Origin of the sequence: Streptococcus mitis, assembly GCF_026782865.1 — a bacterium.
GTDB lineage: Bacteria > Bacillota > Bacilli > Lactobacillales > Streptococcaceae > Streptococcus > Streptococcus mitis_CG.
Genome location: NZ_JAKUXK010000006.1, coordinates 139,203 through 159,319, shown reverse-complemented (window position 1 = coordinate 159,319; position 20,117 = coordinate 139,203). Strand labels below are relative to the sequence as shown.

Annotated in this window: 19 protein-coding genes; 2 read left to right on the top strand and 17 right to left on the bottom strand. The window is 39.8% G+C overall.

The annotated features are described in order from the left end of the window. Positions 1 to 4: 4 nt before the first annotated feature. From MK482_RS05475 to gyrA, 13 genes are all read right to left on the bottom strand, one after another. Complete coding sequence (locus MK482_RS05475; protein ID WP_001034401.1) at positions 5 to 436, bottom strand: arginine repressor; 432 nt, start codon at positions 434 to 436, stop codon at positions 5 to 7. Next, on the bottom strand, positions 429 to 1,244 hold the full coding sequence (locus MK482_RS05470; RefSeq protein ID WP_268718191.1) for a TlyA family RNA methyltransferase: 816 nt from the start codon (positions 1,242 to 1,244) through the stop codon (positions 429 to 431). Before MK482_RS05470 ends, MK482_RS05475 begins: the two co-directional genes overlap by 8 nt. Then, complete coding sequence (locus MK482_RS05465) at positions 1,237 to 2,112, bottom strand: polyprenyl synthetase family protein (protein ID WP_268718190.1); 876 nt, start codon at positions 2,110 to 2,112, stop codon at positions 1,237 to 1,239. Before MK482_RS05465 ends, MK482_RS05470 begins: the two co-directional genes overlap by 8 nt. Beyond that, a complete protein-coding gene (locus MK482_RS05460; protein WP_033629613.1) occupies positions 2,109 to 2,321 on the bottom strand; it encodes an exodeoxyribonuclease VII small subunit in 213 nt (70 codons plus the stop codon). The genes MK482_RS05465 and MK482_RS05460 overlap by 4 nt, the downstream gene beginning before the upstream one ends. After that, complete coding sequence (xseA, locus tag MK482_RS05455; protein ID WP_268718189.1) at positions 2,299 to 3,639, bottom strand: exodeoxyribonuclease VII large subunit; 1,341 nt, start codon at positions 3,637 to 3,639, stop codon at positions 2,299 to 2,301. Before xseA ends, MK482_RS05460 begins: the two co-directional genes overlap by 23 nt. A gap of 127 nt (positions 3,640 to 3,766) precedes the next feature. Beyond that, positions 3,767 to 4,405 carry a uridine kinase gene (gene udk / locus MK482_RS05450; protein ID WP_001181376.1) on the bottom strand — a complete coding sequence of 213 codons (639 nt, stop codon included), beginning with the start codon at positions 4,403 to 4,405 and terminating at the stop codon, positions 3,767 to 3,769. A gap of 111 nt (positions 4,406 to 4,516) precedes the next feature. Then, on the bottom strand, positions 4,517 to 5,395 hold the full coding sequence (gene truB / locus MK482_RS05445; protein ID WP_268718188.1) for a tRNA pseudouridine(55) synthase TruB: 879 nt from the start codon (positions 5,393 to 5,395) through the stop codon (positions 4,517 to 4,519). Positions 5,396 to 5,405: 10 nt separating this feature from the next. After that, on the bottom strand, positions 5,406 to 6,680 hold the full coding sequence (locus MK482_RS05440; RefSeq protein ID WP_268718187.1) for a DUF2130 domain-containing protein: 1,275 nt from the start codon (positions 6,678 to 6,680) through the stop codon (positions 5,406 to 5,408). A gap of 95 nt (positions 6,681 to 6,775) precedes the next feature. Continuing rightward, positions 6,776 to 8,056 carry an O-acetylhomoserine aminocarboxypropyltransferase/cysteine synthase family protein gene (locus MK482_RS05435; protein WP_268718186.1) on the bottom strand — a complete coding sequence of 427 codons (1,281 nt, stop codon included), beginning with the start codon at positions 8,054 to 8,056 and terminating at the stop codon, positions 6,776 to 6,778. A gap of 148 nt (positions 8,057 to 8,204) precedes the next feature. Beyond that, positions 8,205 to 9,002 carry a formate/nitrite transporter family protein gene (locus MK482_RS05430; protein WP_000254777.1) on the bottom strand — a complete coding sequence of 266 codons (798 nt, stop codon included), beginning with the start codon at positions 9,000 to 9,002 and terminating at the stop codon, positions 8,205 to 8,207. 291 nt (positions 9,003 to 9,293) lie between these two features. Further along, complete coding sequence (locus MK482_RS05425; protein WP_153219418.1) at positions 9,294 to 10,091, bottom strand: formate/nitrite transporter family protein; 798 nt, start codon at positions 10,089 to 10,091, stop codon at positions 9,294 to 9,296. Positions 10,092 to 10,256: 165 nt separating this feature from the next. Then, entirely contained in the window at positions 10,257 to 11,000 is a 744-nt protein-coding gene (locus MK482_RS05420; protein ID WP_125453025.1) for a class A sortase, read from the bottom strand. After that, entirely contained in the window at positions 11,000 to 13,468 is a 2,469-nt protein-coding gene (gene gyrA / locus MK482_RS05415; RefSeq protein WP_261086871.1) for a DNA gyrase subunit A, read from the bottom strand. Before gyrA ends, MK482_RS05420 begins: the two co-directional genes overlap by 1 nt. A gap of 190 nt (positions 13,469 to 13,658) precedes the next feature. On the opposite strand from gyrA, the gene MK482_RS05410 reads away from it, so the two are divergent. Further along, entirely contained in the window at positions 13,659 to 14,645 is a 987-nt protein-coding gene (locus MK482_RS05410) for an L-lactate dehydrogenase (protein WP_268718185.1), read from the top strand. A 284-nt stretch (positions 14,646 to 14,929) separates the two neighbouring features. On the opposite strand, the gene MK482_RS05405 is transcribed toward MK482_RS05410, so the two are convergent. Beyond that, a complete protein-coding gene (locus tag MK482_RS05405; protein WP_124787347.1) occupies positions 14,930 to 15,205 on the bottom strand; it encodes an HU family DNA-binding protein in 276 nt (91 codons plus the stop codon). Positions 15,206 to 15,312: 107 nt separating this feature from the next. Further along, complete coding sequence (locus MK482_RS05400) at positions 15,313 to 16,149, bottom strand: DegV family protein (RefSeq protein ID WP_261086869.1); 837 nt, start codon at positions 16,147 to 16,149, stop codon at positions 15,313 to 15,315. A gap of 143 nt (positions 16,150 to 16,292) precedes the next feature. Between MK482_RS05400 and MK482_RS05395 the strand changes: the two genes are divergently transcribed. Beyond that, positions 16,293 to 17,141 (top strand): YitT family protein, encoded by an 849-nt coding sequence (locus MK482_RS05395; protein WP_125453022.1) that lies wholly within the window; start codon positions 16,293 to 16,295, stop codon positions 17,139 to 17,141. 30 nt (positions 17,142 to 17,171) lie between these two features. Here the strand turns inward: MK482_RS05395 and MK482_RS05390 are convergent, their stop codons facing one another. Together MK482_RS05390 and sufB are read right to left on the bottom strand one after the other, a co-directional pair. Further along, positions 17,172 to 18,563 carry an APC family permease gene (locus MK482_RS05390; RefSeq protein WP_268718184.1) on the bottom strand — a complete coding sequence of 464 codons (1,392 nt, stop codon included), beginning with the start codon at positions 18,561 to 18,563 and terminating at the stop codon, positions 17,172 to 17,174. Positions 18,564 to 18,687: 124 nt separating this feature from the next. Then, on the bottom strand, positions 18,688 to 20,100 hold the full coding sequence (sufB, locus tag MK482_RS05385; protein ID WP_268718183.1) for a Fe-S cluster assembly protein SufB: 1,413 nt from the start codon (positions 20,098 to 20,100) through the stop codon (positions 18,688 to 18,690). Between the last annotated feature and the right edge of the window lie 17 nt (positions 20,101 to 20,117).

Below are 20,117 nucleotides of genomic sequence, written 5' to 3'. Positions count from 1 at the left end.
AGACCTACCAATTTTTTACTTGTTCAAAGATTTCCTCAGCTAGACTTTCACTTCTGGCAATGACTAAAATCGAGCTATCATCAGCTAAACAGCTAAAAATCTTATCCGCAAAAGTCTCGGTTAACTGAGCTTTTACAAAAGCTGTATTTCCTGGGATGACTTGGAGATTGATCATCTTGTCCATCAATTCTGCCGATTCGATATTGTCTTCAGCCAGTTGCAAACTTTTCACGATTGATTTTGGCAATTCATAGACATAGGTATTGTCTCTCAAAGGAATTTTGACAATACCTAGCTCTTTGATATCTCGGGATACCGTCGCTTGAGTGGCAGTGATACCTGCTTCTTTCAAATGTTCTACGATTTCTTCTTGTGTACCGATTTGATAATCTGTCACAAATCGTCTAATTTTTTCAAGTCTCTCTTTTTTATTCATTTTTAAATTGACTATGCGCCCTCTCTACTACTTCTTCAATATCAGCCAGAACCTGATTGCTTGCTGACTCTTCTTTTTTCAAATACGCTAAAAACTCAATATTTCCATGACCGCCTTGGATGGGAGAAAAGTCCAAACCAAGAACTGAAAAGCCTTCCTCTACTGCCATAGCTGTGACAGATTCAAGGACATGTTGATGAACCTTGGCATCGCGAATGATTCCATTTTTTCCAATTTGCTCACGTCCTGCCTCAAACTGGGGCTTAACCAAAGCCACGACCTGACCTTGTTCAACCAAGACACGATGCAAGGCCGGAAGGATCAAACTGAGAGAAATGAAACTCACATCAATACTGGCAAAGCTCGGTTCCTTTTCAAAATCAGTCTTTTCTGCATAGCGGAAATTGAACTGCTCCATGCTGACAACTCGTGGGTCTTGGCGTAATTTCCAAGCCAACTGATTGGTACCAACATCAACTGCAAAGACTAATTCAGCACCATTTTGCAACATGACATCGGTAAAACCTCCAGTAGAAGCACCAATATCAATCGTTGTAGCTCCTTCCACTGACAAATCAAAGACCTTCAAGGCCTTCTCCAGTTTTAAACCACCACGGCTAACATACTTGAGTTTCTCTCCCTTGAGTTTTAGCTCGGTGTCATCTGGAATTTTCTCTCCTGGCTTGTCAAACCGCTCTCCGTTAAGAACTGCTACGACTAGGCCAGCCATCACACCGCGCTTGGCCTGCTCTCTCGTTTCAAACAAGCCCTGTTTATAAGCTAGCACATCCACTCTTTCCTTAGCCATTGATTCTCAAACTTTCTACTACTTTCACAATCGATTCTATTTCAAAGGAAACCTGCTGGGTAATTTCTTCTAATTTTGCATTAGCCTGATCCAAAGTCTGGTTACAAAAGGCAATAGCCTCTTCCAAGCCCAACAAGGCTGGATAGGTTGATTTTTCAGCCTGTAAATCCTTTTGAGGTGTCTTACCGATTTCCTCAAAACTAGCTGTCACATCCAGTACGTCATCTCGAACTTGAAAAGCAAGCCCAATCAATTCACCAACAGTTTTCAGCCTCACCTGCATTTCAGGAGCCAATTCAGCAATAATAGCAGCTGCTTGGAAGGGATAGGCTAGTAGTTTTCCAGTCTTATTAGCATGAATAGTCTGGAGTTCTTCCAAAGACAAGTGCTGGTGTTCACCCTCCATGTCCAAAACCTGCCCTGCCACCATACCCAGACTACCTGAAGCAAGGGATAAGTTGACAATCAAGTCCACCTTGATTTGACTTGGCAAATCTGCCTGCGCTATCAAGGCATAGGGATCTAGGAACAAAGCATCTCCAGCCAAAATGGCCATAGCTTCACCGAATTTCTTGTGATTGGTCAATCGTCCCCGACGGTAATCATCATCATCCATAGCTGGAAGATCGTCATGAATCAAGCTCCCTGTATGAATCATTTCCAAGGCAGCAGCCACCTGTGCGTGGGCAGGTTTGATGGCAATATGCAAGGCTTCCAGAACTTCTAACAAGAGAAAAGGTCGAATACGCTTGCCACCAGCATGAATGGAATAGAGAACAGACTCTCGCAAACTAGAGGCAAACTGCTGGTCTCCATAAAAGTCTTCCAAAGCCGACTGGACAAGAGCTAATTTTTCTTGCTTTTTCATTCAAAATCACTTTCTGTTCCGTCTTCTTGCATGACCTTGACCAAGGTCTTTTCAGCCTTGTCCAGCGTAGCTTGGAGCTCTTTTGACAAGATCATACCCTTTTGAAAGGCCGCAATCGCATCTTCCAGAGCAATTTCACCATTTTCCAAACTTTGGACAATGGTCTCCAGTTCTGCTAGATTTTCCTCAAATTTCTTTTGTTTTGACATCTTTAACCTCTAATTCTACTTGACCATCCCGCATCAAAAGCGTCACTTGGTCTTTTTTCTTCAAACTCTCAACTGAATCAACTACGGAATCTTCTTTTTTGACAATAGCATAGCCACGCGCCACGATACGACTGGTATCCAACATCAGTAAGGCTTCTGATAATCTCTTGACCTCAGCAACCTTGGCATCATAAACCAGCGCCATTTGGCTACGGAGAAGCTTGTCCAACTGACCTAGGCTGTCTTGATAACGCTGGATTTTGGTAACAGGTGATAATTGGACCAGTTGATATGTCCTTGCTTGGACTAGCTGTTTGTTATCAGAAATCCGTGTTCGCAAACTTTGTTTTAATCGCAGTTGCAGTTGGTCCAAACGTTGCAAATAACCATCATACAAGCGCTCTGGCTGTCTAAAGATGACTGACTGACTGCATTTTTTCAAAGCTTCTTGTTTCTTAGATAGGACATTTCGGACTGCTGTTGCCATCCGTTTTTCTTGATTTTGCAAATGAGCTAATAAATCCAACTTGGTCACAGGTGTTGCTAGTTCAGCTGCCGCCGTTGGTGTGGCAGCGCGGCGATCTGCCACAAAATCTGCCAGGGTCACATCCGTCTCATGCCCCACACTAGAAATGATTGGCAAACGAGATTCAAAAATCGCTCGTACCACGATTTCTTCGTTAAAGGCCCAAAGATCCTCGATAGAACCTCCACCACGACCAATAATCAGCAAATCCAAATCGTCCCGTTGATTGGCACGCGCAATATTCCGAGCGATTTCTTCTGCCGCTCCATCACCTTGAACCTTGGTCGGATAGAGAAGAATGTCAACACCTGAAAATCGCCTGCTGACGGTCGTGATAATATCTAGAATAACGGCTCCACTGCGACTGGTTACTACACCAATTCTCTTAGAAAATCGGGGCAGAGGTTGCTTGAAGCGTTCTTGAAACAGGCCTTCTTCTGTCAATTTTTTCTTGAGTTGTTCAAACTGAATCGCAAGCGCCCCAACCCCATCAGGCTCTGCCTTTTCAATGATGATGGAGTAGCTACCACTTGGTTCATAGACCTGCACACGCCCAATCACATTGATTTTCATTCCTTCTTCCAAATCGAAGCCTAATTTCTGATAAATTCCAGACCAGATGGTCGCTTGAATAACTGCATGGTCATCTTTTAGGGAGAAATATTGGTGAGTAGGTCGTTTACGAAAGTTGGAAACTTGACCAGTTAAATAGACCCGTTCCAAGTAAGGGTCTTTATCGAATTTCATTTTCAGATACTTGGTCAAAGTTGTTACCGATAAATACTTTTCCATCTCCACCTACTATTCATTTTCTTGCTCTTTCATGGGTATTATTATACCAAAAATATGCCTAAAAATCTCCATTTATGTACCATTATGAGGGAAAAATAGAAAAAGGAGGCAAGGCCTCCACATCTGTTTATTTACTATTTCGAGCTTCTTCCAAAATCTTAGCAATCTTGGTCGTCAACAGGTCAATAGCCACTGTATTGCTGACTCCCTCAGGAATGACGATATCAGCATAACGCTTGGTTGGTTCGATAAACTGATGATACATAGGTTTGACCACACCTAGATACTGGTCAATAACGCTGTCAAGGCTACGGCCACGCTCTTCCATATCACGTTTAATCCGACGAATAATGCGCACATCATCATCCGTATCCACAAAAATCTTGATATCCATCAAATCGCGCAGACGCTTGTCCTCCAAGACCAAAATCCCCTCAACGATAAAGACATCTTGAGGCTCCTGACGATAGGTCTTGCTACTCCGTGTATGCTCTGTATAGTCATAAGTCGGGATGTCCACCGGACGCCCTGCCAACAATTCCTTAATCTGCTCAATCATCAAGTCTGTATCAAAGGCAAAAGGATGGTCGTAGTTGGTTTTGACACGCTCTTCAAAGGTCAAATGAGACTGATCCTTGTAGTATGAATCATGCTCAATCATGGAAATCTTTTCATCAGGAAAATGCGATAAAATGGCTCTTGAAACACTTGTCTTACCTCCACCAGAACCACCTGTCACTCCGATAATGATTGGTCTATTTTGCATGCTATCCTCCGTTTTTTTATCCGTCGTCTATTCTATCATATTTTTTGCAAAATTTATAGTCTAGTTTTGGATAGTCTAGGGGAAGAATTCAAATCCTACACTCTAATTATACTAGTTAAAAACCTTCCTTGGCTTATAGAGATTATCCCGTTTTTCTAGAATGGCTAGCAATTTGTCATCTTCAAAGGCAGCTAATTCTTGTTCTGTTTGGTCGAGCTCGATAAAACGACCAAAGCGTACTTCTGTAGCCTCTCCTTGAGTTAGGAAAACTTTAACAAGGTCGCCTGTCCCAATCTCTAGAGGATGGAGAAAGTCCAATTGAACAGCCTCCACTTTTTCAGCAATTTCTTCCAAGGTAAGAGCATCTTCTAGTTGCAAACCAGCTGCACTAGTACGAGTTAACTGAGACATATGGGCAGCATAGCCAAGTTTTTCTCCCAAGTCAACCGATAAGGTACGAATATAGGTTCCCTTGCTACATTTCACACGGAAAGTAAAACGTGCAAGATGGACATTATAAGAAATCGGACTTGTTCGTTCAAATTGATAAATGGTCACCTGACGTTCTGGACGTTCTACTTCCTGACCAGCACGCGCATACTCATAGAGCTTACGACCATTAACCTTAACAGCCGAATACATAGGCGGAATCTGAGTAATAGGCCCAGTCAAGCTAGTAATGGCTTCATCAACAAGCTTTTCATCCAAGGGCGATAAAACAGGGGTCTCTGCGACCACTTCTCCACTGGCATCCTCGGTCGTTGTTGAATAGCCAAGAGTGATTTCACCCTCATAGACCTTGCCCTCATCCTGCATAAACTCAACCATGCGTGTCGCCTTGCCAACCGCAATGGGCAAAACACCCACCACATCCGGATCCAAGGTCCCACCATGACCAATCTTCTTAGTTCCCAAAATCTTACGCAGTTTAAAAACCGCATCATGCGAGGTCATCCCCGCTTCTTTTTTTAAGTTGATAATACCGTTCATTTTTGCTTTCTCACTCCCCCTTCAGCGCTTCAAACTTCGCTTTCATGGTTGGATTTTTTCGAGTCAATTTTTTAACAGAAACATCTTCTAATTTGTTGTTAGCTAGACGGAGTTGGTTTTCAGATGTTGTCAGGAATTTCTTAACCTCTTCCATGCGTTTGATGGCCTTGTCGATTTCATCAATAGCTTTACCAAAGTTGGTCGAAGCTGAATTATAGTTTTTAGCAAAAGCTAACTTAAAGGCATCCAAGTCTTCCTCAAAATGTGTAATATCGATATTTTGTTCACGAACTAAGGCCAACTCCTGCTTGTATTTTAGAGAATTTAGCTCCGCATTGCGTAAGAGACCAATCAACTGGATAAAGAATTGAGGACGAACCACATACATCTTTTCATACTCGTGGCTGACGTCAACAATCCCTGTGTTAAAGTAATCATTATCGGCCTCAAGCATGGTCACCAAAACAGCATATTCGCAGTTCTTTTCACAACGGTCCTTGTCCAATTCCTTGTAAAAATCCGCGTTCTTGTGCTTCTTCTCTGTTCCATCCGCTTCGTTTTTCATCTCAAACATGATGGAAATGATTTCGACTCCATTTTCATCACATTCACGGAAGATAAAGTCCCCCTTAGACCCACGCGCTGAAACCTTGTTATCCTTCTCAAAGTAGGCATTTGGAAAGGCAAAACTACGGACCTTGTTAAACTCACTCTCTGCGTACTGTTCTAGGCTTTCCCCGATAGCTTTTGTAGATTGTTGGGCTTTGAAATTCTTATAAAATTCGACTTGTTCACTAGCTGCCTTGAGTTGAGCTTCGTAGTTTTGTTTAACAGAAGCAAGAGAGAGTTCGTTTTCTTTTTCTTGCAAGAGAAGCTGATTTTTAACCTGGTCTCGTTCTTTTTCTAGGTCAGAGAGGGTCTTCTGTAGTTGATTTTCATGTTCCAAACGCAAGGTGGCCAATTGGTTTTCCAAGGCCTGTACTTCCTTGTCCTTAGCCAATAAGGCCTGATGGCTTGTCTGTTCAACCTCTTTCTTGGCCAATTCTTTTTCTGTATCAAAGTTTTGGATTTGACCCTGCAATTGAGCAATTTCTTTATCTTTTTGAGCCAGTTTAGACTGTTGTTCATTCATGGATTTTTGCTCTGCCAAAGCCAGTTCCTGCTTCATCCGGTCGTGCAATTCCTTATCAAACTCTGCTGTTCTCACTTGGGATAAAAGTTCAGCATACTGACTTTCATTTACTGTAAAGACTTCCCCACAGTTGGGACATTTGATTTCGTTCATATCTTTCCTCTTTCTAGACTTCTGTAACCATTATATCATGCCTGAAGGAAAATCAAAAACAGCGAGTCGAAACCCACTGTTTATCTTCTTTTACTTTAAATTTTCTCCAAGGCCAATCGCAAGTCTTCAATCAAATCATCTACATTTTCAAGTCCGATTGACAAGCGGATTTGGTTTGGTGTGACTCCTGCTGCTTCTAGGTCTTTTTCTGACAATTGACCGTGAGTTGTTGTAGCTGGATGGACAACAAGAGATTTGGCATCTGCCACATTTGCAAGGTCAGAGAAGATTTCCAAATTATCAATAACCTTGCGTGCTTCTGCCTCCCCACCTTTGACATGGAAAGTAAAGATTGAGCCCACACCTTTTGGCAAGTATTTCTCAGCCAAGGCATGATAAGGACTGTCTGCAAGTTTTGGATAGTTTACCTTTTCTACCTTAGGATGGTTGACAAGGAAATCAACAATTTTCTCTGCATTTTGCACATGACGTTCGACACGAAGAGAAAGGGTTTCAAGTCCTTGGAGCAAGAGAAAGGCATTAAATGGCGACAAGGCTGCACCTGTATCACGAAGCAATTGGACACGGACAGCGATAATAAAGGCTGCTGCACCCACATCACGAGTATAGCTCAAATTGTGGTAGCTTGGGTCTTCCTCAACAAATTGAGGGAATTTTCCTGAAGCTGCCCAGTCAAAACGACCACTATCGACAATTACTCCTCCAATAGTCGTACCATGCCCACCGATAAACTTAGTCGCAGAGTGAATGGCAATATCTACACCGTGAGAAAAGACATTAATCAAATAAGGTGTAGCAAAAGTATTGTCAGAAACAAGGGGAATCTGATACTTATGAGCAATCTCTGCCAATTTTTCCAAATCTGGAATATTAATCAAGGGGTTGCCCAAGGTTTCAATCAAGATAAGCTTGGTATTGTCATTGATAGCTGCTTCCACTTCCTTCAAATTATCCACATCGACAAAGGTTGTTGTGATACCATAACGAGGAAGGGTTTCTTTCAAAAGATTGAAGGTTCCACCGTAAATAGTTGATGCTGCCACCACATGGTCACCAGCATGGGCAAGTGCCAAAATAGTATAAGTTACTGCGGCCATACCAGATGCTGTTGCAAGAGCTCCAACACCACCTTCAAGGGCAGCAATTCTTTCTTCAAAGGCAGCTGTCGTAGGGTTGGTGATACGAGTATAAATGTTCCCTGGTTTTCTCAAGGCAAAAAGATCTGCACCTTCCTGCGTGTCATCAAAAACAAAGGATGTTGTTTGATAAATCGGCACTGCACGAGACTTGGTAGCTGGATCCACAACTTGACCAGCATGCAGTTGCAAAGTTTCAAATTTAAAATCACGAGTCATAAGGCGACCTCCATATAGTTTGATTAAGGATATTGTAGCACCTTAAGGTATAGTTTACCAATATCAGTTTTCTATATTTTGATATAAGAAATAGCTATTACCTTATTTTAAAAATGAAAAAAGGCACGAATCAATCGTGCTCATTTTCTTAATCTACATAAGTATCTTCATTTTTATTGAGGAAGGCATATGGAAGACCCATCAAAAGACCTCCACCAATCAAGTTTCCAACGAAGGTTACACCCCAGTGACGAAGCATATTTCCAACACCGAAGTTAGCAATTGAATCAGCAGCAACACTGAATTTTACAATCGCAAAAGAAGCAAAGTTCGCTGCAATGTGCTCGTTTGTTAAGAATACAAACATGTAAATCGCTGACAACACAAGCCAAAGTTTGGCACCACTATCTTTGACCAAAACAAATGAAAGAATCGCAATATTTACGAAAATATTTGCCAAAATCGCCTCAAGCAAGACTAATTCATTTGAACGGCCTAACTTCATCTCAACAACCCCTGAGATGAAACTATCGTGAGTCAGATGTGCATAGGCTGCCGAATGAGCAAAGCCCCAACCTGCTATCAAAGCCCCGATAAGGTTAAACAAGGTACAGTAAAGTAAAATCTCAGCTGTTTTTCTCCAAGAGATTTTTTTCAAGAAACTACCAGCAGTCAAGAACATCATGTTTGATGTTACCAACTCGGCATTCAAGAAAACAATGTAGGCCAATCCCCAAGCAAAGACAAATGGGAAGAGGAAGCGTCCACTACCTGGTGCAATTTTATTAATCAAGTCAGCCCCAACTGCACCTGCAGCTGTACTGAAAGTTAAGAATGCACCTGCGAACATAGAACGAATCGCATACTTAAATTTGCTTTGACTATAAAGACTTTCTTTCTTCTTGCAAGCAAATTCAATCTTTGAGATAAATTCTGAAGAAACCATGATAAACTCCTAAAACTTTTATTTGTGATAATTATAACATAAAACAGATATAATGAAAAGCCTTTCCTAATTGCATTTTTAATAAATTTATAAAACCAGTAATCGTTTACATTATTTTAATAATAAGCTTTTAGAAGTTTTAGTTATCAGAATATTGAGGTTACATGGAATAACTTTTATTCTATTTAATATATTTTATTTTTACAATTTAAAAACGATTTTCTCTGCAAGCCTACTTTGTAAAAGAAAAGGAGAGAATCGTTCTGATTCTCCCTGATACACTAACTCTTCTTAATCAACATATGTATCTTCATTCTTATTTAGAAAGGCATACGGTAAACCAATCAAAAGACCTCCACCTATAAAGTTAGCAATAAAAGTTACACCCCAATGTCGAAGGATATTTGGAAGATCAAAGTGAGGTACTTGATCAGCAATCATGCTGAATTTCATAATACTAAAGGAAGCAAAATTGGCAGCGATGTGCTCATTGGACAAGAAGACAAACATGGAAATAGCTGATAAAATAATCCATAGTTTGGCAGCACCATCTTTGACTAGTATAGATGAAAGAATGGCAATATTTACAAATACATTGGCAAGAATTCCCTCAAGCAGGACTAAATCACTTGGACGCGCCAATTTCTTGGCTACAAGCTTAGGAAGGAAGCTATCATGGGTCAAATGCGAAAAGGCTGACGAGTTGGCAAAGGCCCATCCAGCTACCAAGGCACCAATGAGATTAAACAAAGTACAATAGAGTAAAATAATCATTGCCTTTTTCCAATCAATCTTTTTCAAAAATGCACCTGCTGTTAAATACATCATATTGGAAGTTACCAATTCCGCATTTAGGAAGACAATATAAACCAGCCCCCAAGCAAAAACAAATGGGAAAAGGAAATACCCACTACTTGGAACAATACTATTAAGTAAATCTGCACCAATAGCACCAGCAGCTGTACTGAAGGTTAAAAAAGCACCTGCAAACATAGAACGAATCGCATACTTGAATTTACTTTGCTTGAAAAGACTTTCTTTCTTGTGGCAATAATAATCAATCTTCGAAATAAACTCTGAAGAACTCATAAACATCTCCTATTTTTTATACTTAGTATTATAGCATAAAATATTAAAATAGGTAATTGTTTTTGAAAAATGATAATATTTGTATTGATTTAGCATTACTTAGCACGATTACAAAGCAATGTAAAAAGAATCAGTAAAACTAAATGTTTACTGATTCTTTAACTATTAATAGCGCTGTTTATATGGTTGATTGAAAGCTGTTAGAATTTCTTCAGGGGTTTGTGAATAATCTTTTTCTTCTTTTAAGTCACCTTTAACGATAATCCGCTCTGTCGCATCATAGTCCACACAAGTCACAAGTGTGATTTCATCAACTCCACTACGGTCATCAATCTCATCGACACGATCTGGTGTCACATGCTTGACCTCATGAATGACATAAGTATAAACCTTATCCTTATCGGTTAGATAAATTTTCATTCCATTTTTAGCACGTGATAATGGAGAAAATAGCATCTGACTGGCATTTTCCGCCGTGAAGATGTGATGGCTCGCAAGTGAATAGTTTCCTTTCCCCATCACTTGGTCACGCTTCATCGTACCAGCTCCATAGAAGAGATTGACATTATCAAGACCTTTAAAAATAGGCAAGTTAATTTCTACTTCAGGAATAGCAATCCCACCAATAACTGGTAATTTTTGTGAATCCCATTGTGAGGATAAGACAGCTTCTGACGAAATGGCTTTTACTGAGTCAAAGTCAAAATTACCTTCTGTATCTTTATTTTCTTCCAATTTTTCTTTTGATACCTGGCTAACTTGATACTTGTTAGTATTCCAAACCATGAAGATATCACGAATTTTTGAATTAAAGATTAATGCCAGTGACAAGAGGATTAAGAATCCTGCCAAGACATTGATTAGTAAATTTTTACGATTTGTTTTCTTATTATTCTTTTTATGAGACATTATGCTTCACCTTCTATTTCGTTTTCTGTCCCAACTTCTTCTTTTTCTGACGCTTCTACCGTTGTAAAGGTCACAATTTTAGCATCCTGATCCAAGCGCATCACTTTAACTCCCATAGTTGAGCGCCCTGTTTGTGAAATATTGGCAACGTTGGTTCGAATCATGACACCTGTATCAGTGATAATCATCAAATCTTCATTACCTTTAACAGTCAAAAGACCTGATAGAGGACCATTTTTTTCAGCTACATTAGCCGTCTTCATTCCTTTACCACCACGACCTTTTGTTGGATATTCAGTCGCAACTGTGCGCTTACCATATCCTTTTTCTGTGATGATAAGAACCTCGTCCTGGTCTGTAATCACACTAGCACCAACTACTGTATCTCCTTCACGAAGATTGACACCTTTCACACCCGTAGCGATACGACTCATGCCTCGAACGGCTGATTGATTAAAGCGAACTGCATAACCAAGCTTGGTACCAATGATAATATCCGTATCTTCTTCCGTCAACAAGACATTAATCAACTCATCTTCATCTTTGAGGTTCAGTGCTTTAAGTCCATTTTGACGAATATTATTAAATTCCTTGACGCTGGTTCTCTTCACAATACCATGACGGGTTGTGAAGAAAAGATAAGCATCATCACTACGTTCAGACTCAACATTGATGATGGTTTGAATACTTTCGCCTTCATCCAATTTCAAAAGATTGACAATTGGCAATCCCTTAGCAGTACGGCCATATTCAGGAATTTCATAGCCTTTAAGGCGATAGACGCGCCCTTTATTTGTGAAGAAGAGCAGATGATCATGGGTGCTAGTTGACACTAACTCACGAACAAAATCATCATCCTTAACACCTGTTCCTTGAACACCACGACCTCCACGTTTTTGAGCAGTGAATTCTCCTTGGTCCAAACGTTTAATGTAACCCTTGTTAGACAGTGTAATTAAGACATCCGATTCTTCAATCAAATCCTCATCTTCGAGGCTTAAGACTTCACCGACCATCAATTCAGTACGACGTTGGTCGCCAAACTTACGCTTAACTTCGTCTAATTCATCTTTAATAATTTGAGAAACACGTTCCGGCTTAGCAAGAATATCCGCCAAGTCTGCAATCAAAGCGATTAAATCATCAAACTCAGACTGAATCTTGTCACGTTCCAAACCTGTCAAACGACGAAGACGCATATCAAGGATGGCCTGACTTTGACGTTCAGAAAGCTTAAACTTGCTCATCAACTCGGCTTGTGCTTCCGCATCCGTTTCACTAGCACGAATGATACGAATCACTTCGTCGATATGATCTAGCGCAATCAAGAGACCTTCTAAAATATGAGCACGCGCTTCTGCTTTTTCTTTATCAAAACGAGTACGACGAACAACCACTTCTTTTTGGTGCTCGATATAGGCATCCAAAATCTGACGAAGGGACAAAATCTTCGGTACCCCATTTTGAATAGCCAACATATTAAAACCAAAGTTGGTTTGCATCTGGGTCATCTTGAAGAGATTATTAAGGATAACATTGGCTGAGGCATCGCGCTTGACTTCAATAACAAATCGAACACCTTCACGGTTTGACTCATCACGGACTGCTGTAATCCCCTCAATACGTTTTTCCTGGACCAAACGAACAATATGCTCATGCACCTTTGTTTTGTTGACCATATATGGGAATTCTGTTACAACGATGCGCTCACGGCCAGTCTTAGTTTCTTCGATTTCAGTACGAGAACGAAGAACAATCGAACCTTTACCTGTTTCGTAAGCCTTATGGATACCTGATTTCCCCATGACGAGGGCACCAGTTGGAAAATCTGGCCCAGGCAAGACTTCCATCAAATCCTTAGTGGTCACTTCAGGATTGTCCATGACCAACTTCACAGCATCAATAGTTTCACCCAAATTATGAGGTGGAATATTTGTCGCCATACCGACAGCGATACCAGTAGCTCCATTAACTAAAAGATTTGGAAAACGAGCTGGAAGGACTAAAGGTTCACGTTCATTGGCATCATAGTTATCAACGAAATCAACCGTATTTTTATTGATATCACGAAGCATCTCCAGAGCAATCTTGCTCATACGTGCCTCAGTGTAACGCTGGGCGGCAGCACCATCACCATCCATGGAACCAAAGTTCCCATGGCCATCTACAAGCATGTAACGGTAGCTCCACCATTGAGCCATACGAACCATGGCTTCATAGATAGAGGAATCCCCGTGTGGATGATATTTACCCATGACATCCCCAGTAATACGAGCAGATTTTTTATGTGGTTTGTCTGGAGTAACACCCAATTCATTCATTCCATAGAGAATCCGACGGTGAACGGGTTTCAAGCCATCTCGAACATCAGGAAGAGCCCGCGCAACGATAACACTCATGGCGTAGTCGATAAAGCTTGTCTTCATCTCCTTTGTCAGATTGACATTCACTAAATTTCTATCCTGCATTAATAAATGCCTCATTTCACTATAATTAGGTATATTATACCATAATGTTTGCTATATTTCAGATATCTAAATCGATAAAACGTTTACATAAAGAACTGCAAGGTATATCCGTGACAAAGCTATTTAAAAGTGATAGAATGAAATCAAATAGGGAATTTCCCTTAATAAAACAAAGGAGATGTTTAGACAAATGACAGCAACTAAACAACACAAAAAAGTTATCCTCGTCGGTGACGGTGCCGTAGGTTCTTCTTACGCTTTCGCCCTCGTTACACAAGGAATTGCACAAGAACTTGGTATCATTGAAATTCCACAATTGTTTGAAAAAGCAGTTGGTGATGCCGAAGACCTTAGCCACGCCCTTGCATTCACTTCACCTAAAAAAATCTACGCTGCTAAATACGAAGACTGTGCTGATGCTGACCTTGTTGTTATCACAGCTGGTGCTCCTCAAAAACCAGGTGAAACTCGTCTTGACCTTGTAGGTAAAAACCTTGCTATCAACAAATCAATCGTTGAGCAAGTTGTTGCTTCAGGTTTTGATGGTATCTTCCTTGTTGCAGCTAACCCAGTAGATGTCTTGACTTATTCAACTTGGAAATTCTCTGGATTCCCTAAAGAACGCGTTATCGGTTCAGGTACTTCACTTGACTCAGCTCGTTTCCGTCAAGCACTTGCTGAAAAAATCGGTGTTGACGCTCGTTCAGTCCATGCCTACATCATGGGTGAACACGGTGACTCTGAGTTTGCTGTTTGGTCTCACGCTAACGTTGCCGGTGTTAAATTGGAACAATGGTTGCAAGCTAACCGTGACTTGAATGAAGCTGACCTTGTTGAACTCTTCATCTCAGTTCGTGACGCAGCTTACTCAATCATCAACAAAAAAGGTGCTACTTACTACGGTATCGCCGTTGCCCTAGCTCGTATTACAAAAGCAATCCTTGACGACGAAAATGCAGTACTTCCACTTTCTGTCTTCCAAGAAGGTCAATACGGGGTTGAAAATGTCTTTATCGGTCAACCAGCTATCGTTGGTGCACACGGTATCGTTCGTCCAGTAAATATCCCATTGAACGACGCAGAAACTCAAAAAATGCAAGCATCTGCTAAAGAATTACAAGCTATTATTGACGAAGCATGGAAAAACCCAGAATTCCAAACTGCTTCTAAAAACTAATTGTAACTAGGTTCTCATTTAATGAGAACCTTTTTTCTTTTCCCCTAAAGACTGAAACACTATTTTCCAAAAGATTCCTTACCTCACACCGTTTGGGTTGTGTTGGATACTCATATGCTAAAACAACGCCACAAATTTATACTCATATTACTAAACAAATGAAAACAACCGTTGCAGATGTCATGGAAAAGTATTAGTCTTTACCTCAAAAATGCCCCAAAGCAAACAAAAAAGCCTATCGACCAAGCTAGAAAGCTTGATACAATAGGCTTTTTAAAGTGTCATTATTTAACAGCGTCTTTAAGAGCTTTACCAGCTTTGAATGCTGGAACTTTAGAAGCTGCAATTTTGATTTCTTTACCAGTTTGTGGGTTGCGACCTTTACGTGCAGCACGCTCACGAACTTCAAAGTTACCAAAACCGATCAATTGAACTTTTTCACCAGCTGCAAGGTACTCAGTTACTGCTGCGAATACAGCTTCAACTGCTGCTGCTGAATCTTTCTTAGTTAAATCTGTAGCTTCTGCTACTTTAGCGATCAAATCTTGTTTGTTTGCCATGTTAAAAAATCCTCCAAATAATTTCTAATTAACAAATATAATCATATCCTAAAAACGCCCGTAGGTCAAGTCAAAAACACTATTTTGAATGAATTTTCACTATTTTTTTAGGAAACATATCGTATTAAAATAGCCCATGCATTTTCTCCTGTATGAGTTTGAATAATAGAACCTGTTTCTAAAACTGATATCGGTTTTTCAACATATTTTTGCAATAAACTCTTCATTTCATTAGCCCACTCATTATTTCCTGCATAGGAAATCCCAATTTCAGCAACCGCTTTATGAGAAAGAGTTTCTACCAACTCGTCTAACCATTTTTTAAACGTTTTAGCACCGCGACCTTTAACAATAGGTTGCAATTCATGATCTTTCATCTGCATCACAACACGAATGTTCAAAAGGGAACTTAACAAACCTGTCACACGTCCGATACGTCCACCTTTCACTAAGTTTTCTAAAGTTGAAACCCCAATGTAAAGTTCTGTATCTTGTTTGATTTCTTCAACAGTAGCTATAATTGTTTCTAAATCTTTTCCTTCTTTAGCAAGTTTTGCTGCTTCAACAACCTGAAACTTCATAGCCTGATCAGTAAATGAGCTATCAATAACTGTCACATCCGCAGCAGATAAACTTGCACCTTGACGAGCAGCCTCAACGGTTCCAGACAAGGCATGAGACATATGTATTGCAAGAATTTGACTACCATCTTTTCCTAACTCTTCAAAAACCTCAGCAAATACTCCTACTGGAGGTTGACTCGTTTTAGGAAGATTCTTACTTTGTTGCATAAGATGAAGGAACTCACCTTCTTTCAAATCTGAGTCCGAATAAAGTACGCTATCAATCATAACCGATAGGGGAACAACTGTAATATTAAGTTCTTTAACAACTTCTGGTTCGATAGTAACAGAAGAATCTGTTACAATTTTTACTTTTGTCATATAATCAATCTTTCTATTATACTAGATAGGAATTAGATTTTTCACTCTTATTATATCAAAAAATTATTAAAAAATCATAAGGGATCCAATGAAAAAGTTTGAAATTTTGGTATAATCAATCTATAGAAAAGTGAGGGAAAATCATGCTTCGAAAAATACAGCCTATTATCACCATCATACTGGGTGCAGCTATTTATGCTTTTGGTCTTACCTATTTTGTTGTTCCCCATCATCTCTTCGAGGGAGGAGCAACTGGTGTCACCCTAATTACATACTATCTCTTCAAGATTCCTGTCTCCTTGATGAATCTTTTAATTAATATTCCCTTATTCATTTTGGCTTGGAAAATATTTGGTCCTAAAACACTCTATTCTAGCCTTCTAGGTACTTTTTCTCTATCTGTTTGGTTAGCGGTATTTGAACGTATTCCCTTACAGTTTGATTTACAAGGTGATTTGATAATCGTTTCCTTGGTTTCCGGTGTTCTGCTTGGAATCGGATTAGGAGTTATTTTCAATGCTGGTGGAACAACCGGTGGATCTGATATTGTTGCTCGTATTCTAAACAAATATACGAATATATCAATCGGAAAATTGCTTTTTGGGATTGACTTCTTTATCCTAATGTTAATTTTAATACTCTTCCAAGATCTTCGTCTAGTTACCTATACACTTTTGTTCGATTTTATCATCACACGTGTCATTGATTTTATTGGAGAAGGTGGCTACGCTGGAAAAGGCTTTATAATTATTACTCAGTATCCTGATAAATTAGCTAAAAAGATTAATGATGAACTCGGACGTGGGGTAACCTTTCTTTCTGGTCAAGGCTACTATAGTAAAAAAGATTTAAAAATCATCTATTGTATTGTTGGTCGTAATGAAATTGTAAAAATGAAAGATATGATTCATCAAGTTGATCCTCAAGCCTTTATAACTATTACTGAAGCTCACGAAATCCTTGGAGAAGGATTTACCTATATAAAAGAATAAAGAAAAAGCTGGGAAGTTCCAGCTTTTTCTCTATTCAGAAAGTGTAGAATGACGATAGCCATAAGTAAAGTAAATCACAAGTCCAACTACAAGAGCAATGCCAAACGCAATCCATGTCTCTATACTATATTGAAGCATAAAGGAAACACAGATTAGAATAGATAAAATCGGTAACAAGGGAACTAGGGGAGTTTTGAATTCCCCTTCTTTAGGCATTCCCTTATCCTTTCTAAGTTTTATAATTCCATAAGCCAGTAAGATAAGATAAGCAAGCGTACAAATATTTAGAAAGGCTGCAATACTAGCCAGTGGAAACACTCCTGCTGCAATTGCAGAAGCAACTCCAGTTAAGATGGTCGCATTTTTAGGAACACGACTTGTTTTGCTTAATTGCTTAAAACTTCGAGGTAAAAGACCATCACGTGCTAAACTGTAAATCATACGCGATAAGGCATAAGTCATAGAAATACACACTGTTATTAGGGTTAAAATGGCCACTAATGACACATAATTAGCTGCCCAACCAATTCCTATACTTCGCAATGAAAATGCTACAGCATCGTCCACATTGAGTTGGCTGTAGTGAACAATCCCTGTCAATATTAATGTAACCAAAGCATAGAGAATCGTTACGATTGTCAATGACAAAACAATACCTCGTGGAACATTTTTTTGTGGGTTTCGAATTTCATCAACAGCCATAGAAATAGATTCAAATCCTAGGAAACCAAAGAACATCAAAGATGCTCCTGCCATTATTCCAGTACTTCCACCATAAATTTGACCAAAACCAAAGGGAGCAAAGTTGGACCAATTTTCTGGTTTAATATACCAGATACCAACTAGAATAAACAAAGCAAGAGCAGAGAATTTCAAGACGACTAGAAGCGAATTAAAACGCAAGGCTGCCTTGGAATTTAATAAAACTAAACCGGTTACCAGTGTCAATACTAAAATAGGTAAAAGGTCTATATAGGTACCCTGCTCAGGGTTAAAGGTCCCATTCAAGGTTTGAGGCATTGAAATACTATAGTTACTGAGCAAGCCTTTAAAATAAGCTGCCCAGCCAGATGCCACACCAGAAACTGCTGTCATGAATTCCATGATGGTCAACCAACCAGCAATCCAAGCTGGTAATTCACCCAAAATTGCATACAAATAACTATAAGCACCACCAGTTGCAGGAACACGAGAGGCAAACTCTGCGAAAAAGAGGGCGGATAAAGAAACACAAAGGGCAGAAATCACTATGGATACAACCAGTGACGGACCAGCAAGCGTTGCTGCTGCTGTTCCTGTAATGGTAAAAATCCCAGTTCCTACCATAGCACCGATTCCTAATAAAATTAAATCCCATACTTTTAAATGCCGGTGCATTTCAGTACGTCCCAAACTAACATCTTTAGTTCTAAAAATATTCATACTTCATCTCCATTAAATATGATTGTTTTATTTTATCATATAAAAGGAATTTTGTGAATATTTATAAGATGATTTTTCAAAAAAATCTGAACAGAAATAAATTCTGCTCAGATTTTACATATTCTTACCCAACTGATCCTTCCATTTCATAGCTAATCAAACGGTTCAGCTCAACAGCATATTCCATTGGAAGCTCTTTTGTAAATGGTTCTACAAATCCCATAACAATCATCTCAGTTGCTTCAGATTCTGACAATCCACGGCTCATGAGATAATAGAGTTGCTCTTCTGAAATCTTAGATACCTTAGCTTCGTGTTCCAAAGCCACTTGTGAGTTGTGGATTTCATTAAACGGAATAGTATCTGATGCTGATAAGTCATCCATGATAATGGTATCACACTCGATGTGAGAAACAGATTTCTTAGAATTTTTATTAAAGGTTACTTGTCCACGGTAGTCAACCTTACCTCCACCTTTAGCGATGGATTTAGACACAATAGACGAGCTTGTATGTGGAGCGTTGTGGATCATCTTAGCTCCAGTATCCTGGTGTTGCCCTGCATTGGCAAAGGCAATAGAAAGCATGGTACCACGCGCCCCTTCTCCATCAAGGTAAACAGATGGGTATTTCATAGTTGTTTTAGCACCCAAGTTTCCATCAATCCACTCAACAGTGGCATCCTTTTGAGCCTTAGCACGCTTTGTCACCAAGTTATAGACGTTATCAGACCAGTTTTGGATGGTTGTATAACGCATATAAGCACCATCCAAGGCAAAGATTTCTACGATGGCGGCGTGCAAGCTGTTGCTTGAATAAGTTGGCGCTGTACATCCTTCTACGTAGTGGACACTTGCTCCCTCATCAACGATAATCAAGGTACGTTCAAACTGACCTGTATTCTCGTTGTTGATACGGAAGTAAGTTTGAAGTGGAATATCTACCTTGACCCCTTTTGGTACGTAGATAAAGGTTCCACCAGACCATACTGCTGAGTTAAGGGCAGCCAATTTGTTATCTGTTGGCGGTACTAACTTAGCAAAGTATTGTTTAAACAAGTCTGGGTATTCCTTGAGGGCAGAATCCGTATCTGTAAAGATAATCCCCAATTTCTGGAACTCTTCCTTCATGTTGTGGTAAACCACTTCTGACTCATACTGGGCAGAGGCACCAGCTAGATATGCACGTTCTGCTTCAGGAATCCCGATACGTTCAAAGGTTTCTTTAATTTTTTCAGGAACATCATCCCAAGAACGGGCTGGTTTATCAGATGGTTTTTGGTAGTAGATCAAATCATCAAAGTCAATCTCTGACAAGTTTGCTCCCCAAGTTTGCATAGGCATTTTTTTGAAGGTTTCATAAGACTTCAAACGGAACTCTAACATCCACTCAGGTTCTCCCTTTGCAGCTGATAGTTCACGAATGACATCTTCATTCAATCCTTTTCCTGTCGATAGGACAGGCTCTACATCATCATGGAAACCAAATTTATATTCACCAAGGTCAATTGGTTTTGGTTCTACTCTTTCTTCAGCCATAATATCCTTTCTTTCAT

Coding starts and splice junctions, on each gene's coding strand:
- MK482_RS05475 (WP_001034401.1), bottom strand. CDS start 436: ATGAATAAAAAAGAGAGACTTGAAAAAATTAGACGATTTGTGACAGAT.
- MK482_RS05470 (WP_268718191.1), bottom strand. CDS start 1,244: ATGGCTAAGGAAAGAGTGGATGTGCTAGCTTATAAACAGGGCTTGTTT.
- MK482_RS05465 (WP_268718190.1), bottom strand. CDS start 2,112: ATGAAAAAGCAAGAAAAATTAGCTCTTGTCCAGTCGGCTTTGGAAGAC.
- MK482_RS05460 (WP_033629613.1), bottom strand. CDS start 2,321: ATGTCAAAACAAAAGAAATTTGAGGAAAATCTAGCAGAACTGGAGACC.
- xseA (WP_268718189.1), bottom strand. CDS start 3,639: ATGGAAAAGTATTTATCGGTAACAACTTTGACCAAGTATCTGAAAATG.
- udk (WP_001181376.1), bottom strand. CDS start 4,405: ATGCAAAATAGACCAATCATTATCGGAGTGACAGGTGGTTCTGGTGGA.
- truB (WP_268718188.1), bottom strand. CDS start 5,395: ATGAACGGTATTATCAACTTAAAAAAAGAAGCGGGGATGACCTCGCAT.
- MK482_RS05440 (WP_268718187.1), bottom strand. CDS start 6,680: ATGAACGAAATCAAATGTCCCAACTGTGGGGAAGTCTTTACAGTAAAT.
- MK482_RS05435 (WP_268718186.1), bottom strand. CDS start 8,056: ATGACTCGTGATTTTAAATTTGAAACTTTGCAACTGCATGCTGGTCAA.
- MK482_RS05430 (WP_000254777.1), bottom strand. CDS start 9,002: ATGGTTTCTTCAGAATTTATCTCAAAGATTGAATTTGCTTGCAAGAAG.
- MK482_RS05425 (WP_153219418.1), bottom strand. CDS start 10,091: ATGAGTTCTTCAGAGTTTATTTCGAAGATTGATTATTATTGCCACAAG.
- MK482_RS05420 (WP_125453025.1), bottom strand. CDS start 11,000: ATGTCTCATAAAAAGAATAATAAGAAAACAAATCGTAAAAATTTACTA.
- gyrA (WP_261086871.1), bottom strand. CDS start 13,468: ATGCAGGATAGAAATTTAGTGAATGTCAATCTGACAAAGGAGATGAAG.
- MK482_RS05410 (WP_268718185.1), top strand. CDS start 13,659: ATGACAGCAACTAAACAACACAAAAAAGTTATCCTCGTCGGTGACGGT.
- MK482_RS05405 (WP_124787347.1), bottom strand. CDS start 15,205: ATGGCAAACAAACAAGATTTGATCGCTAAAGTAGCAGAAGCTACAGAT.
- MK482_RS05400 (WP_261086869.1), bottom strand. CDS start 16,149: ATGACAAAAGTAAAAATTGTAACAGATTCTTCTGTTACTATCGAACCA.
- MK482_RS05395 (WP_125453022.1), top strand. CDS start 16,293: ATGCTTCGAAAAATACAGCCTATTATCACCATCATACTGGGTGCAGCT.
- MK482_RS05390 (WP_268718184.1), bottom strand. CDS start 18,563: ATGAATATTTTTAGAACTAAAGATGTTAGTTTGGGACGTACTGAAATG.
- sufB (WP_268718183.1), bottom strand. CDS start 20,100: ATGGCTGAAGAAAGAGTAGAACCAAAACCAATTGACCTTGGTGAATAT.